General features: G+C 50.4%; 12 protein-coding genes. 6 read left to right on the top strand and 6 right to left on the bottom strand.

Going from position 1 to position 17010, the window contains the following annotated elements; genetic code table 11:
• Positions 1-7: 7 nt before the first annotated feature.
• The 3 genes from H6F72_RS06895 to H6F72_RS06905 are packed head-to-tail and all read left to right on the top strand — an operon-like array spanning position 8 to position 3030.
• The gene (locus H6F72_RS06895; RefSeq protein ID WP_190433118.1) at positions 8-1009 is read left to right on the top strand and encodes a glycosyltransferase; all 1002 of its coding nucleotides are present in this window, start codon (positions 8-10) and stop codon (positions 1007-1009) included.
• Between the two features lie 22 nt (positions 1010-1031).
• Entirely contained in the window at positions 1032-1973 is a 942-nt protein-coding gene (locus H6F72_RS06900; RefSeq protein WP_190433120.1) for a glycosyltransferase family 2 protein, read from the top strand.
• Positions 1957-3030, top strand: a complete 1074-nt coding sequence (locus H6F72_RS06905; protein WP_190433122.1) for a glycosyltransferase family 1 protein — start codon at positions 1957-1959, stop codon at positions 3028-3030. Before H6F72_RS06900 ends, H6F72_RS06905 begins: the two co-directional genes overlap by 17 nt.
• 37 nt (positions 3031-3067) lie before the next feature.
• On the opposite strand, the gene H6F72_RS06910 is transcribed toward H6F72_RS06905, so the two are convergent.
• Complete coding sequence (locus tag H6F72_RS06910) at positions 3068-3436, bottom strand: EamA family transporter (protein WP_190433124.1); 369 nt, start codon at positions 3434-3436, stop codon at positions 3068-3070.
• Between the two features lie 103 nt (positions 3437-3539).
• Here H6F72_RS06910 and H6F72_RS06915 point away from each other — a divergent pair, with 103 nt between their 5' ends.
• Positions 3540-4244 (top strand): Mo-dependent nitrogenase C-terminal domain-containing protein, encoded by a 705-nt coding sequence (locus H6F72_RS06915; RefSeq protein ID WP_190433126.1) that lies wholly within the window; start codon positions 3540-3542, stop codon positions 4242-4244.
• Positions 4245-4266: 22 nt separating this feature from the next.
• Here H6F72_RS06915 and H6F72_RS06920 read toward each other — a convergent pair whose 3' ends face one another.
• Positions 4267-5433, bottom strand: a complete 1167-nt coding sequence (locus H6F72_RS06920) for a metallophosphoesterase (protein WP_190433128.1) — start codon at positions 5431-5433, stop codon at positions 4267-4269.
• Positions 5434-5565: 132 nt separating this feature from the next.
• On the opposite strand from H6F72_RS06920, the gene H6F72_RS06925 reads away from it, so the two are divergent.
• Complete coding sequence (locus H6F72_RS06925; RefSeq protein WP_190433130.1) at positions 5566-6723, top strand: hypothetical protein; 1158 nt, start codon at positions 5566-5568, stop codon at positions 6721-6723.
• 29 nt (positions 6724-6752) lie between these two features.
• Here the strand turns inward: H6F72_RS06925 and H6F72_RS06930 are convergent, their stop codons facing one another.
• The gene (locus H6F72_RS06930; RefSeq protein WP_190433132.1) at positions 6753-7442 is read right to left on the bottom strand and encodes an N-acetylmannosamine-6-phosphate 2-epimerase; all 690 of its coding nucleotides are present in this window, start codon (positions 7440-7442) and stop codon (positions 6753-6755) included.
• A 43-nt stretch (positions 7443-7485) separates the two neighbouring features.
• A complete protein-coding gene (locus H6F72_RS06935) occupies positions 7486-9888 on the bottom strand; it encodes a GAF domain-containing hybrid sensor histidine kinase/response regulator (protein WP_190433141.1) in 2403 nt (800 codons plus the stop codon).
• A gap of 331 nt (positions 9889-10219) precedes the next feature.
• Here H6F72_RS06935 and cobN point away from each other — a divergent pair, with 331 nt between their 5' ends.
• On the top strand, positions 10220-14140 hold the full coding sequence (gene cobN, locus H6F72_RS06940) for a cobaltochelatase subunit CobN (protein WP_190433142.1): 3921 nt from the start codon (positions 10220-10222) through the stop codon (positions 14138-14140).
• Between the two features lie 34 nt (positions 14141-14174).
• Here the strand turns inward: cobN and H6F72_RS06945 are convergent, their stop codons facing one another.
• Both H6F72_RS06945 and H6F72_RS06950 read right to left on the bottom strand, forming a co-directional pair.
• Complete coding sequence (locus H6F72_RS06945) at positions 14175-16004, bottom strand: sensor histidine kinase (protein WP_190433144.1); 1830 nt, start codon at positions 16002-16004, stop codon at positions 14175-14177.
• Entirely contained in the window at positions 16001-16969 is a 969-nt protein-coding gene (locus tag H6F72_RS06950) for a phosphate/phosphite/phosphonate ABC transporter substrate-binding protein (protein WP_199298941.1), read from the bottom strand. Before H6F72_RS06950 ends, H6F72_RS06945 begins: the two co-directional genes overlap by 4 nt.
• Positions 16970-17010: the final 41 nt, after the last annotated feature.

Below are 17010 nucleotides of genomic sequence, written 5' to 3' on the forward strand. Positions count from 1 at the left end.
TACCAGCATGCCAGGCCCAGAAAAAATTGCCATTGTTCTCGCTACTTACAACCCGAACCCAGCCTATTTTCGCCAGCAAATTCAATCAATTCAAAGCCAAACTTGGCGAAACTGGGTTTGCCATATTGTCGATGATCGTTCGCAACCTGAGTCGCAGCAGCTAATTCGAGACACCGTAGGCAGCGATAATCGCTTTATCTGTCACTTCCATCCCCAAAATCTCAATTCCTATCACAACTTTGAGCGGGGTTTGCAGTCTGTAGCTACCGACTCCACAGTGACCGCGATCGCTTTTGCCGACCAGGACGATATCTGGCAAGACCATAAGCTGAGCCTGTTGCTAGAAACTCTACGAGCTGAGCAAGCGCTGCTAGTGCATTCTGACTTAGAACTGATTGATGGAAGCGATCGCACCTTGCACGCTTCGGCTTGGGAGTTCGAGAGCCGCCACCCGGAAAAACTCACAGCCGAGCTATTGCTTCTACGAAACACTGTGACAGGCTGTTCGGTACTATTTTGTGCGACGTTGTTGTCCTCGGTGCTGCCGTTTCCGCCTCAAGTAGAGGTGAATTGGTATCACGATGTTTGGGTGGCGATCGTAGCAGCACAGTTAGGAAAAGTTGCCCATGTGCGGCAGCCTCTAGTCAGATATAGAATTCATGGTTCTAATACTATTGGAGTAGTTAGAGATGCCGGGAAACTCTACCGAGAATTGATTGTTTGGCTCAGTAAAAAATGTCGGATTACGGGTAAAAGTTACCTGATTCATCGAAATTTGAGTCAGGCTTTCTATCTACGCTTTCAACAATCTAACAATCCTGAATGGCAAGATCCGTTTAGCGATCGCCGATTAGACTTTGGTTTAGGCATTCTTCGCTTAGGTTGGCAAAGTTGGCAAGCAGGCTATGGTTCTGAAGGAATTGCCTTAAGGATTTGGGCCTTAAAGCTATTATTTGACTTGCGAAAATTGCGCCAAAAGTTGACGCCAAAATTATTCAAGATTGGTTAGCGTTGATGATATTTCCTGACTAATGCAATTAGATAAACAAGATATTTTAGTTTCAATTATTTCAGTTAATTACAACGGCCTAGGAGTTATTCTAGACTACCTCGATTCGATTGAAAAATTTATTCATTCGGTTACTTATGAAGTCATTGTGGTAGACAATGCCTCCACCGATGGCAGCCTAGAGCTAGTCGCACAAAAATTTCCTCAAGTGCAGCTCATTCAATCATCTAAAAATTTAGGCTTCGGGGCAGGAAATAATTTAGGTGCTCAAGCGGCCAAGGGAAATTTCTTATTTCTACTGAATACTGATACTGTCCTGCTCAGTGATCCACTACCACACTTATTGGCCTTGATGCAAACTCACTTGGATGTGGGGCTGATTGGGCCAAAACTGCTTAACCCAGATGGTACTTTGCAGCTTTCAGTAGTTCCTGCGATCGGCTTGCGAGGGGAATACCAAGCGCAACAACAGTTAAAAAAGTATCAAAGTGCCAATAATCAAGCAGCAATTAGCCAACAATTCCAGGTAATTCAAGAAGTCGAGATTGTAATTGGGGCAGCAATTTTCATTAGAAAAGAGGTGTTTGATAGCTTGGGTGGATTTGATGAAAACTTCTTTATGTACTTTGAAGAATCAGATTTGTGTCAGCGATCGCGAAACCAAGGCTGGAAAATTCTCTATACTCCTCAAACCGCACTGATTCACTTGAAAGGGCAATCTGTGAATCAGCGAGCTGATGCAATGGCAATTGAGTATCGCAAGAGTCAACTTTATTACTATCAAAAACATTGCTCTTTGGTGGAGCAAATTCTAGTAAGACTCTACCTTTTAATTAAATTTCTGAGTCTTTTTCTGAAAACTTTAAATCCCACTTTTGGTAAGATTCTTCTATTGTTATTCAACTTTAAGCAATATCCTTTAAGCTTTAAACCCAGATCAAGTCTCAATGTCACTCCTCGTTAATTTAGCCTTTTTGCCAGAAAGACCGACAGGTTGGGCAACCTATAGTCTCAATTTACTGAAGGCGCTGCCTCTGCCAGACATTAAAGCGGTTAGTCCAACACCTTTGACAGAAAATATAAAGACGTATCCAGCTCCTATAGGCTTAACAACAGAGTTTGGAGCCAAGGGGCATCTCAAACGATTACTTTGGACTCAATTCTATTTGCCAAAAATTTATCAAAATCTTGGTTCTAAATTATTATTTTCCCCAGTTCCAGAGTCACCTATTTCAAAAAGCTGTAGGGCGATTGTCACAATTCATGACTTGATTCCTCTGCACTTTCCGCAGTGGTTTTCTTCGGCTCAAAAGCTGTATTGTCGCTACTATATTCCTGCTGTTCTAAGACAGGTAGAACAAATTATCTGTAACTCGCAGGCAACTGCTCAAGATGTCGTTGATTTTTTTGGTATCTCAGCTAAAAAAGTAATAGCAATTCCGTTGGCTTATGATGCCAGCAACTTTCACGACTTGCACTTACCCGGAAAAAATTATTTCCTCTATTTAGGCCGTCACAATCCCCACAAGAACCCACAGCGTTTGATAGCAGCTTTTGCGGCTTTGCCGAACTGCTCTGACTATGAACTGTGGCTGGCAGGACCCACCGACCCGCGATACACTCCCGCCCTACAAACCCAAATTGCCGAGTTAAACCTTCAACAGCAAGTGAAGTTTCTCGATTACGTGCCCTATGCTGAATTGCCCAGATTGCTGAATCAGGCGATCGCCTTGGTGTTTCCGAGCCTCTGGGAAGGATTTGGCTTACCTGTATTGGAGGCAATGGCCTGTGGTACTCCGGTGATCACGTCAGATTTGGCTTCTTTGCCAGAAGTGGCGGGTGATGCGGCTGTTTTGGTGAATCCCTATCGGGTGGCCGAATTAACCCAGGCCATGCAAGCGATCGCGACGGATACGAGTTTGCGATCGCAGTTGCGCGAGCGAGGATTAGCGAGAGCCACACAGTTTAGCTGGGCGAAAACTGGACAGGCTACCGCAGAGATTTTGCAGCCATATCTCTAAGCTCTCCGCCAAGTAGACTGGGCAAGCGCCAGCCAGTTTATTTTTGCCAAGCGACCAAAACTACACCGCTGACAATCAAACCCAGTCCGATGACTCGACTGACAGGGATGGTTTCGCGAAATAAAAAGTAGCCTAGCATCACCGCAAAGACGTAACTCAAGGCCACCGAAGGTGCGGCAATACTCAGCTTGACGCGAGTCAAGAGCAAAATATAGGCGATCGCGCCAAAGGCATAACAGGTCAGGCCCGCCAGCAACTCAGGAGTGAACAGAATGCTAAGGATGTGCCCTAACATATTGTCTACATTCACCTTGCCGAGTTTGAGTGCCCCTGCTTTGAGAAAGAACTGCCCCGCTACACTAGCGACAATTGACATTAACAACAAACTAAATTCTTGCAGGGTCACAGAACTGCCTCACAGGGAATTGCCAGTTTAGTTTACAGGTAGCTCAGCCAAGACTAGAGCTAAAATCGGTTCAAAATCGCAACTTGAAACTCAGTAGAATTTTATGTCTGATCTGGCGCAATCCCCTCCAACTAGCGATCAAATTTCTGCCTGGTTGAGAGGGCTACTCGCGATCGCTTGGGCTGATGGCAACTTTGACCGGGAAGAGCAAGAGCTAATCACTAGCCTGACCCAGCAAGAATTGGCTCCCTCGAGCAGCTTAGAAGCCACAACAACAATCACACCGAGGGAACTGGCTGCCAGTTTGGGCCAAAGCAATGAAATTGCCCAACACTTCCTCCGCACGGCTGTGATGGTAGCGATCGCAGATGGTACCTATTCGGCTCAAGAAGACGCTCAGTTAGAGCAGTTTTGCCAAGCGCTGGGGCAAAGTTTAGAAGTGCTGGAAGCCTTGCGCCACACCCTCTATCATCCATCAGACACAACCTCGACCAGCCAAAACCTAGCTTCCGCTCCAGTCGCTCCGCTTAACCTGACAGAAGCGGAAAAAGCCGATTTGCTGCATCCGGTGCGGGAATGGCTCGATGAACTAGACGTTCAAGATCCTCAGGTGGCTCGCTTCCTTTGTAAGCTGATTCCCGCTCAATGTCCCTTCGAGCGCGATATTCAACTATTTGGTCGTAAGGTCGTGCATATTCCTCCCCTGTGCAAGCTAAATCCGCTCTACGAGCAGTTGGTGGGTTTGCGGTTTCGGGCGCTCTCTTACCTTGCCGATAAATGTGGTGAGGATGTAACGCCCTATTGCTAGCAGGCTATTGGGTTGGCAGGGTTTAAATCAGCGATCGCTCCTCTGGGGTCATGTCTGCTTCCTGCACATCTCGGCGGAGTACCCAACCATTGGGACCCACAATGATTCTGGGTAGGTCTTGATGCTTTACCAGTTGCAGCGTGGTCATGTCGTAGGTGGTGTAAGTCGTCGAAGCTGAACCTAGCTTGACATCCACAATGGTTAAGGTCTTCTGTGGGGGGCGATCGCTGTTGAGCAAGCGCCTAGGTCCAGCTCCGATCGCCCCTGCATGCAGCAGTTCTAGCTTGCCGCGATGCCCCGGAAAGTAGGCGTGGTGGTGGCCGCTGATGTAAGTATGGACTCGATATTTTTCTAGCAGCGATCGCAACTTATCCGGCTGGTCGAGAATTTCACCCAGGCGATCGCGCCTCACAGCTACGGCATAGAGGGGCAAGTGACCAATGGCAATGCGTAACTTGGCCTTTTGAGCCGCAGGACTGGCTAAGCTTTTTTCCACCCAAGCCAGTTGATCCGCTCGAATGGTCGCGCTAGAAGCATCCCAAACTAAATAGAAAATGCCATTTTGCTGAAACGTGTAGTAGAAGGGGAATTTACCGCGATCGACAAACTGCAAACCCGGATTGTGCTTTGGGTTATTCCAGTGGGCGGCAGCTAAATTGCGATCGCGTTGAAATAAGAAGGTGCCACCGGAGGACAGAGCTGCAGAAGCGTCGTGGTTGCCAACAGTAAAGCCGTAGGGCAGTTTGGCTTTGCGGAGCGGTGCCCCAATGTGGCGATCGAATGCGGCCCACATCGCTTGCACTTCCCCATCAGACAACGATTGAGATTGGCCTGCCACCATGTCGCCCCCACATAGCACCAAATCCGGTTGCCAAGCAGGAATTAGGGCGATCGCCTTATCTACTTCTGCCTCATAGTCCGTGGAACCGTATTGGCTATTTAAGTCGCTAATCACCGCAATTCGCACATCGCCTCTAGGTGGAGCAAACATCCCTTGAGGTGCGATCGCTTGGCCGACGTTGGCATTGGCAGGTTGGGTGGGAGTTGATGCTTTGGGTGGCGGCGGCTGGCTAGGAGCGGGCGAGCGCTGGATGGCTGATTCTGCAAAGGTTCTTTGCATTAGCACTGCTACACCAAAACCTCCTGTTAAACCGCTTAAAACCAGAAATTGACGGCGATTCAAGCTCATAGTTCAGTAGCAGGGAAGGGCAAGAGCGTCGAGAGAATATCGGTTGCTAGGGAGGAAATGATAGGCTTTGTGGTAACACCCGTAAGAATCTACCGCGTTTCCTGCGGTTTGCGTAGCCTAGAGGGAGATTCCATGCCAGAGGAGCAGCCGAAGCAACCATCATCATCTGTCCCCCCAACTCCCAACCGCCCAGCCTCCACGGGTCAAGGTGGAACGAGCTTGCAGCAAGTCACCCAGACGTTGCAGCAGAAATGGGAGCAGGTTCAGCCTGGGTTGAAGGCGCAAAGTGCTAAAGTGCTGCGCCTCACTATCCGGAGCTTGGAAACAGCAGCCGAAAAACTGGAGACGGACACTCCACAATCTCCGTCTAGGCCAGCTTCGACTCAGGAAACTTCACCAACCCCCACTCAACCTACGGGCCAGTCTGCTCAACTTAGTTTCTCGGCCCTACTGGAGCGATCGCGCCCCTTCTTAGCTAAGCTCCAAACATGGGCGACGGCAGCACTGGAAAAAATCCAGCCTCAACTGGCACGTCTGCAAACTTGGTGGACTAAGACTCTGCCCCAAATTCGCAACCGCTTACCAGCTTCTCTGAACGAAAAACTATCTGATCGAGCTTTAACCAACCTGGCGACCGCTGGGGTCGTGTTTCTTGTCCTGACAACGAATTCACTCTTCTCTTCCCCCCAGCCTAGGGCACCAGAAGTCGCCAAAGTGCCGATCTCGCAGCGAGTCCCCCCAGCGGAACTTACAGCACCTCCAGAACTCAGCGCTCCGGAAGCAGAAATTCCAATAGCGATTGCGCCACCTGAGGAAACAGCCGTGCCTCTGCCTGAGCCAATCGTGGCCGAGCCAGAAATACCTGCGATCGCTGATGCTCCAGAAGTACCTTTGGATCTTGTAGCTCCCGAACCTCCGGAGCCAGTTGAGGTGACGCCCCCAGCACCGATCGAGCCTCCTGCCCCTGTCTTGTCCCCACAAGAGCAAATCCTCGCCTCGATTCAAGCGAAGGTAGCAGAAGTGACAAATCAGTACGCTGAGAATTTGGTGCAGTCGGTGCAAACGAACTTGGTTGGCAACCGCCTGACTGTAAAGCTGAGCGATCGCTGGTACAACCTGCAAAACTCTCAGCAGGATCAGTTAGCTAGTGAAGTGCTGGCCAAGGCCAAAACCTTAGATTTCACCAAGCTAGAAATAACCGATGCTGAAGGCAAACTGCTAGCCCGTACACCTGTAGTCGGTTCAGGCATGGTGATTTTGCAACGGGGTAATCTAGCGACTGCCTCTTAATTAACCTAAAAGTCTAACAACGCAACTTGTTAAAGAAACACGGCTCGGTAGGCTTGAACTTGCTGATCAATGCCTGTGATCGCTGTACCTACCACGACTGCATAGGCTCCTAGATTTAAGGCTTGGCGGGCCATTGCAGGTGAAGCGATCCCACCCTCACAAAGGACTGGAATTTTCAACTGTTGAACCATCTGGGCTAGCAAGTCGAAACCGGGGGGAGATTGCTGCTGGGTGGCAGTGGTGTAGCCGTAGAGCGTGGTTCCTACTACGTCTGCTCCTGCTGCAACTGCGGCGATCGCGGCCTCCAAGGTATCGACATCGGCCATCACGGGTTTGCCGAGTTCTTGGTGTATCCGAGCGATCAAGTCAGTGATTGTCTCACCACCGGGGCGATCGCGCAAAGTCGCATCGATTGCGATAATGTCAGCACCTGCCTCAGCGATCGCGGCAGCATGGTGAAATTGCGGCGTGATGTAAATGTTAAACCCGGGAATTTGTTGTTTCCAAAGGCCAATAATTGGAGTCTGAAGGCGTTGGCGTACGGCTGCTACATGCTGGGGTGTATCAATCCGGACGCCGACTGCCCCTTTGTTAATCGCTGCTTCAGCGATCGCCGCAATGACGTTGGGTTCATGCAGGGGCGAGTCTACCGGAGCTTGGCAAGACACGATTAACCCATGACGCAAAGATGAAATCACATCGCTAGAAATAGCAGACATCGCCTCGACTGAGCCTGTGACTTTGTAACGTGATAAATGACTTTTAAGGAGAATACGCTGCTTCCAAGGCTGCTGGCGTAACCGAGTCCATTAGGGTTGCTACCTTGTATAGCAATTGCTCCGGTTCAATCGGTTTCTCTAAACAATCGTCTGCGCCTGCTTCTAAATAGTGAGAATCGGTTTTGTCAGGACAGTGATTAGTTAAAACTAGAATTTTGAGAGCTTGAGTGGCGGGTGAAGTGCGTAAATAGTGCATCACTTCATAGCCATCCATCCCCGGCAGTTGCATGTCAGCGACTACCACGACTGGATGCAAAATTTCAATTTGCTTCACCGCCGTTGATCCATCCACGAGCCAAACCACCTGGTAGCCTGCTGCGGTGAGCAGGTCGCAGATCAGCATGGCGCTCTCCTCATGGTTTTCGATCAAGACAATGCGGCCTTGCAAATTCCCTTGGCTGGAATGCGTGGTGGGGACATCTGTAGCGGCAGACGGCTGTTGAGCGGGAAGATGTACTGTGAACACCGAACCCATGCCGACTGTTGAATCAACATCGATCCAGCCGCCATGAAGTTCCACGAGCTGTTTGGTTAAAGCTAGCCCTAACCCGGTGCCCTCATACTTGCGTTGATAGGAGGTATCAAGCTGCTGAAACTTTTGAAACAGTAAGGGACGTTGGTGCTCTGGAATGCCAATACCTGTGTCTTCCACCTGAAGCATGGCTGTTTCGGCTTCGAGCCAAGCTCGCAGTGTGACTTGGCCGCCTTCTGGTGTGAACTTAATGGCGTTGCTGAGCAGGTTGAGCAATACTTGCTTCAGTCGCCGTTGGTCAGCGGTAAAGCGATCGCCTGCCGCCGGAATCCTGACTTCGCTAATCAGTGCAATGTCGTTAGACTCGGCTTTTTCTTGCAGCGTTTGCAAGCTTTGATTGACTAAGTTGGTGAGAGAAAACTCGCTCAGATTTAAGGTGGCTTTCCCAGCTTCTACTTGGGACAAATCCAAAATGTCATTGATTAAAGCCAGCAGATGCTCGCCGCTATCATGGATCGTTTGTAGATAATGGCGTTGGCGATCGCTCAAGTGCCCAAAGGACCAGCGTAGCAAAGTTGCCGACATACCAATGACACAAGTGAGTGGGGTGCGCAGCTCATGACTCATGGTGGCCACGAATTCGTTTCTAACTTGACTGGCGGCCTGGGCTACAGCCAGGGCATCATGTAGCTCTTGAGTCCGTTCAATCACCCGCTCTTCTAAAGTTTCCTTCTGTTGTTGCACCTGGGCATAGAGCTGGGCTTGATCAATGGCGATCGCTAAGTGTTCAGCAATCCGCTGCAAAAATGTTTTTTCACTTTCCTGCCACTCTCTAGGCGCAAAGCACTGATGCGCGATCAACAATCCCCATAGCTCACCCTGTACCACAATGGGGGCCACCAACTTTGCTTGAATTTGATGCCGACGCAACAATTTCAACAGGCAGGGCGAAATGACATAGGTCGCTTCCACATCATTCACCGCTAGGGTGTAGCCTTGGCAATATTTTTCCTGGCAATTGGGAATCCCTACAAAGCAGTTTTCCTCTTCCGCCACATGCAGCACAGAAGAAATTTCTGCCGCAGCGCGCGCTTCATAGGTAATGCACCCATAACCAGGCTGCAAGTGTTGCAGAGGCTCAGAGTCAAAGGGCGTTTGCGGGTTGGGCCTAACCGCTGCTAAATGAGCATCAAATTGATAAATGACTAAGCGATCGGCTTGCAGAAAGTGTCGGACTTGCTGCACTGCTGTTTCTAAAATGCTGGACAACTCCAAGCTTTGGCGCACTTGCGTAATCACCTGATTAAGTAAGCGCTCTTGCTCAACCTGCTGGCGCAGCGCTTCCTCGACGGGCTGGCAAACTGACACAAATGGGTAATCGCTGTTTAGCCCTGGGTTGGCTGTCCCAGCGATCGCCAATCGTTCCACCAATTGCAACGTAAACTCACTTTGCAGCTTGGCATCGTTGGGGCGAAGCTGCTGACAAAGCTGCCCTAAGGTATCAGGAACATCAGACTGGTGACTAAACAGGGGACGAAGTTGAAATAAAAACTCCGCGATCGAGGCTGGCTCAAAGGTTAAATTCACCTCGCAGGCAGCGGATTCAGTTGATGATTCGTAGTGCAACTCAGGCCCAGAATGAAGCTCAGAATGCAGTCCAGGCTCTAACCCAGACTCAGGCCCAACCGCTTTGGCAGACAGCAGCGCACTAAACGGCTCTGATACCACCACCACAAATTGTTCTACTTCTAGATCTAGAGAACGGTTGGTGGCAGAGAGAACGGCTTCGGTCAGAACTGTAGCTGTAGCCTGAGGCGCGATCGCCAGAGCCGTCTGGTGCAGAAGGTCGCGTAGTTGGTTGAAGGTAGCACCAGGCAAAGTCCGACATACTGCTGAGGCTGGGAAACTAGGCATTTTCGGGGTTGTTCACACAAATTAGCTGCCTGACTCAGTCAAGCGAAACGCTGTAAGCTGGTACGATGCAGCATGGCTGGAACCGCACCCAAATAATTGAATACTCAGTAAATTGCTTGATTAATGCTTGACCGCTATAGAGCGTCAGGCTTTTGAGTTAGAAAATGCGCGTCTGACATGATGATCAGCTACTAATCAGCATATCCTAATCAACTCCTCTCCAGATCCCTGGAGGAGCGGGAGTCCAGAGTCAGCCGTATTTGTCAGCAATATCTTAAAACCCAAATTTAGAAATCCAAGTTCAGAAACCAAATTTAGAAACCCAGAAACTATGCATCGTTTAGCTGCTACGCCCGGCGGTTGGAATCCGCAAGTGGAAGGCGTGATTTTTATCGAGCAAACGCCCGCACCCGTTGTTTTTTTGACTGCGGCTGACACTGACATCCAGACAATGGCGCAAGCTCTACCGCAATTGCCTCCAGAGTTTCCAGCTATTCGTGTGGTGAACCTGTTGCAGCTACAGCAACAACTCACCATAGATACCTATGCTGAGGAGGTGTTGGAGTCCGCTCAGGTGATCGTCTTGCGCCTGTTGGGAGGTCGTTCTTATTGGTCCTACGGTTTTGAGGTGGTCAAAGATACGGTTCAGCGCACCAAGGCGACTCTGATTGTGTTGCCAGGAGACGATCGCCCTGATCCAGATTTGATCAGCCACTCAACAGTGCCTCTCACAGCGGTGAATCAATTCTGGCGGTACTTCACCGAAGGCGGTGTCACCAATCTAGTCAACGCCCTCAAGTTTGCGGCCAAAATCGGCCTCAATCAAGATTATGCTCCTGCACCGCCTGAAGCGATTCCTCAAATCGGCTTCTACCCCTGGCAGCCTTATTCTTACTCTTCATCCCCTCCCCTTCATCCTGCCCCCCAACCTACGGCAACGCTTGCAGCGGCAACCTCTCACCCCTCACCTGCAAAAGTAGGCTTATTGTTCTACCGGGCTCATTACCTCGCAGGCAACACAGCTCCGATTGATGCCTTGTGCCAAGCTTTAGCTGAGCGGGGTCTAGAGCCTGTACCTATCTTTGTGCCATCCCTGCGCGACCCAGACTTGCAGACCGAGTTGTTGAAGTACTTCCAGACTCCGGATGCGGCTCCTATTCAGGTACTACTTAATGCCACCAGTTTCTCGCTGGCTAAGTTGGAAACCGAGACTCCCAATTTAGAGCTTTGGCAGCAGTTGGATGTGCCCGTGATCCAGGTGATCTTGAGTGGCGGTACGGTGGAGCAGTGGGAAACCGAGTACCGGGGGTTGTCGCCCCGAGACACAGCGATGAATGTGGCTTTGCCAGAAGTCGATGGCCGCATTATTAGTCGTGCCGTGTCGTTTAAAGCGGTCCAGATTCGCAATTCCGATCTGGAAACGGATGTGGTGGGCTATCAACCTGTGCGCGATCGCATTGAGTTTGTGGCTGACCTAGCTGCCCATTGGGTTACGCTGCGGCAAACTCCACCCGCCCAGCGACGCATTGCCTTGATTCTGGCCAACTATCCCACCCGGAATGGCCGACTGGCGAATGGCGTGGGTTTAGACACCCCAACGAGCTGTGTGGAAATCCTCAAAGCATTGCAGCAAGCAGGCTATCACCTAGCAGATGTGCCCCAAAGCAGTGAGGAGCTGATTCAGCGTTTAACCGCTGGAGTCACTAACGACCCTGAGGGTTATGAATTACGCGCTGTGCATCAAAGCCTGGACTTAGCAGAGTACCAACAGTATTTTGCTACTTTGCCTGCATCGGTCCAACAAGGGATGCGCGATCGCTGGGGAGAACCGAGAGTAGACGGCTTAGCGTCAGATCCAGAAAACCCAAGTGCCAATTCTGCTGCTTTCCCCGTTTCTGGGTTGCAGCTCGGCAATGTTTTTGTCGGCATTCAACCTGCACGGGGCTACGATTTAGACCCCGCCTTGAACTATCACGCTCCTGATTTAGAGCCGACTCACGGGTATTTAGCGTTCTACTACTGGCTGCGGCAGCACTTGCAAGCTCAAGCGATCGTGCATGTCGGCAAGCATGGCAACTTGGAATGGCTACCGGGTAAAAGTCTCGCCTTGTCCCAGTCTTGCTATCCCGAAGTCGCCTTCGGCCCTTTACCGCACCTCTACCCGTTTATCGTCAACGATCCAGGGGAAGGAGCGCAGGCCAAGCGGCGATCGCAAGCTGTGATTCTCGATCACTTAACGCCCCCCATGACTCGGGCCGAACTTTATGGGCCACTGCAACAACTAGAACGGTTAATTGATGAGTACTACGAAGCCCAAAGCTTAGACCCCACTCGCTTACCTGTTATTCGCGATCGCATCACGAATTTGGTGTTGCAAGAAAATCTCCATCAAGATTTAGGCATTGAGTTTAGCTCCACCTCAGCGCAGGCTCAATTGGCAGAATTTTTGACGCGAGCCGATGGCTATCTGTGTGAACTGAAGGAAGCTCAGATTAGAGATGGTTTGCACGTTTTCGGGTGCTGTCCAGAAGGGCGGCAACTCAGAGATTTAATCGTGGCGATCGCGCGGCATCCTGGAACGGGTCGTATGGGTTTAACTCGCGCCTTAGCCCAAGATTGGGGTTTAGATCTTGATCCACTCATGGCTGATTTAGCCAGTCCGTTTGGGTTAGCACCAGAACTCCCAGCCGGAGACCATGCCCCTGTAGCTAGTTCCCTGCTGCCTGTGTATCTCCAGCCGCAGTTGTCTGCCTGTCGGACTTTGGGCGATGTGGTGGAATTCTTGGAGCAACAAGCCGCTTTGCTAGTGGAGCAGGTGATGGATGCCTCTAGCGATGCCTCTATAGATGCGCTTGCCTCTAGCGATCGCTCTCTCCCACCCCGAACCCAAGCAGAAATCACCTGGATTCGCACAGTTCTGCTGCCCAAGCTGCAACAAACCCCGCAAGAAATTACTCATTTATTGCAAGGTCTGTCAGGCCGTTACATTCCCAGTGGCCCTTCAGGAGCCCCCACCCGTGGTCGCCCAGAAGTGCTACCGACGGGCCGCAATTTTTACTCGGTTGATATTCGTGCCATTCCCACCGAGAGCGCTTGGGATGTGGGGCGAAAGGCGGCTGAGGCGTTGATCGAGCGCTACACCCAGGAAAATGGTGAGTATCCTAAAACGCTGGGCTTGTCGATCTGGGGTACTTCCACCATGCGAACCGGAGGCGACGACATGGCGGAAGCGTTAGCTCTACTGGGAGTCCAGCCGATTTGGGAAGGCCCTTCTCGCCGGATGGTGGATTTTGAGATTTTACCGTTGGCAATTTTGGGGCGACCGCGCGTGGATGTGACGTTGCGAGTGTCTGGATTTTTCCGCGATGCTTTTCCCAACTTGATCGATCTCTTCGATCAAGCTGTCACGGCTGTCGCCGCTTTGTCAGAACCAGCCGACCAAAACCCCTTAGCGGCTCAAGTCCAGCAGGAAACTCAACATTGGCAATCCGTAGGGCTGACGCCAGAACAGGCAGAACAGCGATCGCGTTATCGGGTCTTTGGTTCTAAACCGGGTGCCTATGGAGCGGGTTTGCAAGGCTTGATTGAAGCGCAGAATTGGACGGATGATCAGGATCTAGCGCGGGCTTACATCAACTGGAGCAGTTATGCCTACACCCGCAACGGCACAGGCCGCGCTGCCCCCGAAGCCTTTGAGCAACGGCTGCAACAAATGCAGATCGTCCTGCACAACCAAGACAACCGCGAACACGACCTACTAGATTCGGATGATTATTACCAATTTCAAGGCGGCTTAACGGCAGCAGTGCGATCGCTCACTGGCAAGAATCCTCAAACTTATTTTGGCGACCATTCACTGCCCCAAAACCCTAAAATTCGCAAACTCCAAGAGGAAATTGCCCGTGTATACCGCTCGCGCGTGGTGAATCCCAAGTGGATCGAGGGAGTGATGCGGCATGGATATAAGGGAGCCTTTGAAATGGCGGCTACGATTGACTACTTATTTGCCTACGATGCCACTGCTCATTGTGTTGAGGACCACATGTATCAGGGAGTGGTCAATGCCTATGTTTTGGATGAACAAGTCCAAGCTTTTATTCAAGCAAAAAATCCTTGGGCCTTACGCGATATGGCAGAACGGTTGTTGGAAGCCCACCAGCGCGGATTGTGGCAACAAGTGCAACCGGAAACTTTAGATCAGTTGCGAGCGATCGCCCATGAAGCAGAAGCGGTGATCGAGACTACCCTCTGATCTACGGATTCTTAGCCCGCAAGGTAGTTTTAGGTTAGTAACTGCCCTGCGAGCTTGCTTCTGGTACGGGAAGTGCGGCTACGGCTGAGTGGGAAGTTTGGGCATAGTTTTGTTGTACCGGAATCTCAAGCCAGAATTCAGTGCCGTGCTGGGGTTGGGACTCGCAATGTAGGGTTCCTCTGTGTCGCTGCACCACAATCTGGTAGCTGATTGATAGTCCCAATCCTGTCCCTTGGCCCACGGGCTTAGTGGTAAAGAATGGATCGAATAGGCGCTGTTTGACTTCATGGGTCATGCCAGGACCATTATCAGCGATGCGAATGGCGACCCGATCCGGTGACACGAGTTCTGTGCGAATGCGAATTTGGCTAGGATGACTTTGAAGATTTGCTGCCGATCGCGTCTGGTTGTAGCTGTCTAAGGCATCGATCGCATTGCTGAGAATATTCATAAAGACTTGGTTGAGTTGCCCCGTATAGCACTCGACTAGCGGCAGATCACCGTACTCTTTGACCACTGCAATGCCTGGATGTTCTGGCTTAGCTTTTAGCCGATTCTGCAAGATTAACAGCGTACTATCAATGCCTTCGTGAATATTGACACGCTTCATATCCGATTCATCGAGGCGAGAAAAGTTGCGGAGCGAAAGCACAATTTGGCGAATCCGTTGAGTGCCAACTTTCATCGAAGCCAGCATTTTAGGCAGATCAATTTGCAGAAAGTCTAGATCGATTGCGTCAGCATATTGCTGGACTTCCGCCGGAATTGAAGAAGAGTGCCGCTGGTAGCGATGAATGAGTTCTAATAAATCTTGCACATAGGTATGGGTGTACTCCAAATTTCCATGAATGAAGTTGACTGGGTTGTTGATTTCGTGCGCTACTCCCGCCACTAGTTGCCCCAAGCTGGACATTTTTTCAGTCTGGATCAGTTGGGATTGGGCTTGTTGGAGTTCTTCGATGGCTTGCTCTAGCTGTTGAGCGCGATCGCGTTCCCGTTCCTCCGATTGCCGTAGTGAGTCTTCGGCTTGCTTGCGATCGCTGATCTCACTTTCCAAACTTTCATTGACCCGCACAAGTTCTGCCGTCCGCTCAGTCACCTTCTGTTCTAAGGAACGATAAAGCTCGGCTAACTGCGCCGCCATCTGATTAAACTCTTGTGCCAGTTTCTCGATTTCATCCCCAGTGGAGATGTTTACCTGATGGTCTAAATTGCCAGCCCCAATTGTCGCCGCACCTACCTGGAGCTGATGGATAGAACGAATGACGGGCAGCAAAATCAATAAAAATTGACCGACCAAGACCAAAACAATTAGCCCAATAATGGCATAGGTAAAAGCTTGGGCTCCTTGCTTAAACTGTTGTCCAGCTTGCTGAGCCAAAACATCCTGCTGTTGAGCCGTATCGGTTAATAGAGCCAAATAAAAGTCGATGTCTTTACCAAAAGAGTCTAAGGCTCGTAAATCTTGCTGAATTTGATTTCCCTTGGCGGGTGTGTTGGTCAGGGTTCCTGCCAAGCGCACTAAGAAACGATGTCGCCGTCGCACGACAGGGATTTCTGCGGCCTCTGGCATAATGCGCTCCAACTCTTCCAAGCTGATCAAAAAGTTAGACATTGCCTTTTGGTAATCGGCCATATCCGCCGCTGCTTGATCCGTCAGCAAGAAAGCCTTGAGCGCTAGTAGTTGCTCGCGTAAGGAAAGTTGCAGCTCTAAGGAAATGATCCGAGCTTGAATGGTTTTTTCCCGGCTCGCTTGGATCGACTGATCGGCTTGTTTAATCAGGAGGGTACTGCCGCTCATGAAGCTAGCCACCAACCCAGCCGCCACCAGCGATGAGCCAATAAACTTCTGCCAAATCTTCATTGTCTTGGACCAGAATTTGCCTCTAAGGTCTTTTGTAATTGTCGAATCGGCTCATAATCAGCATCCTCGACCAATGTATATCCCGCAGATTCAGCTCCTGTAACGTCTGCAAGTCCCTCAGGAGCATTGATCAGAGCTTTTTTAAGGCTAGAAACGATTTCCGGGGAAAGCTTCTTGGAAACAACGATCGGTGACATGGGAATGGGAGCGGATTCCCAAATGATCTGGTACTGGCTGGGGTCAAGCTTGCCAGATTTTTGCCGCTTTAGCAAAGAGGGTCTGCTGTCGGCGATCGCGTCTACCACGCCTGCTTCCAAATCCGCCTGCGCTTTGTCATGGTTGCCAGAATATTTGACGGTGGCAAAGTCTTGGTCTGGACGCAGACCTATTTTCTGGAAGTGAGCCATTGGCACTAAGTAACCAGAGGTGGAGGATCGGCTGACGAAGGCAAACCGCTTGCCTTTAAGATCGCTCAAGCTATCAATTCCAGCAGCTTTCCTAGCAATGATGACGCTGGTATACGAAGGACGACCTGTGCTTTTTTCAATCGGAGCGACGATCGGCTCAACTTGAGGGTTTTGCTGTTGGGCCAGTACGTATGTTAAAGGCCCCAAATAGGCAACTTCTACCTTTTCCTGTACTAGCAGCTCAACTGCTTGCTCATAGCTCGGAGTAACTTGGAAGTAAATGGGATATCCCAGCGACTTTTCTAGATACTCTGCAAGAGATTCCAGTTGTTTTTCTTGTTCTTTAGGACTCAGAGCTGGAATTACCGCCACATCAATGACGTTGAACTCTTTGACTTCTCGATTGCTAGTTGTCGGTGGATTGGAGGCGGAAGGGGTAGGGCGATCGCCAGATTCAGGCCCGCAACTCACACTGAGCAGCATCGGGAACAGTGCCAGGCTATAGCGAACCCAGGTGCGGCAGCTAAAACGAGTGAGAAAAGACAATGTAGCTGGCATGAGGTGGGGAGTTGGTTAATGTCTACGGTTTATTTTTATTC

Source organism: Trichocoleus sp. FACHB-46 (genome assembly GCF_014695385.1).
Taxonomy (GTDB): domain Bacteria; phylum Cyanobacteriota; class Cyanobacteriia; order FACHB-46; family FACHB-46; genus Trichocoleus.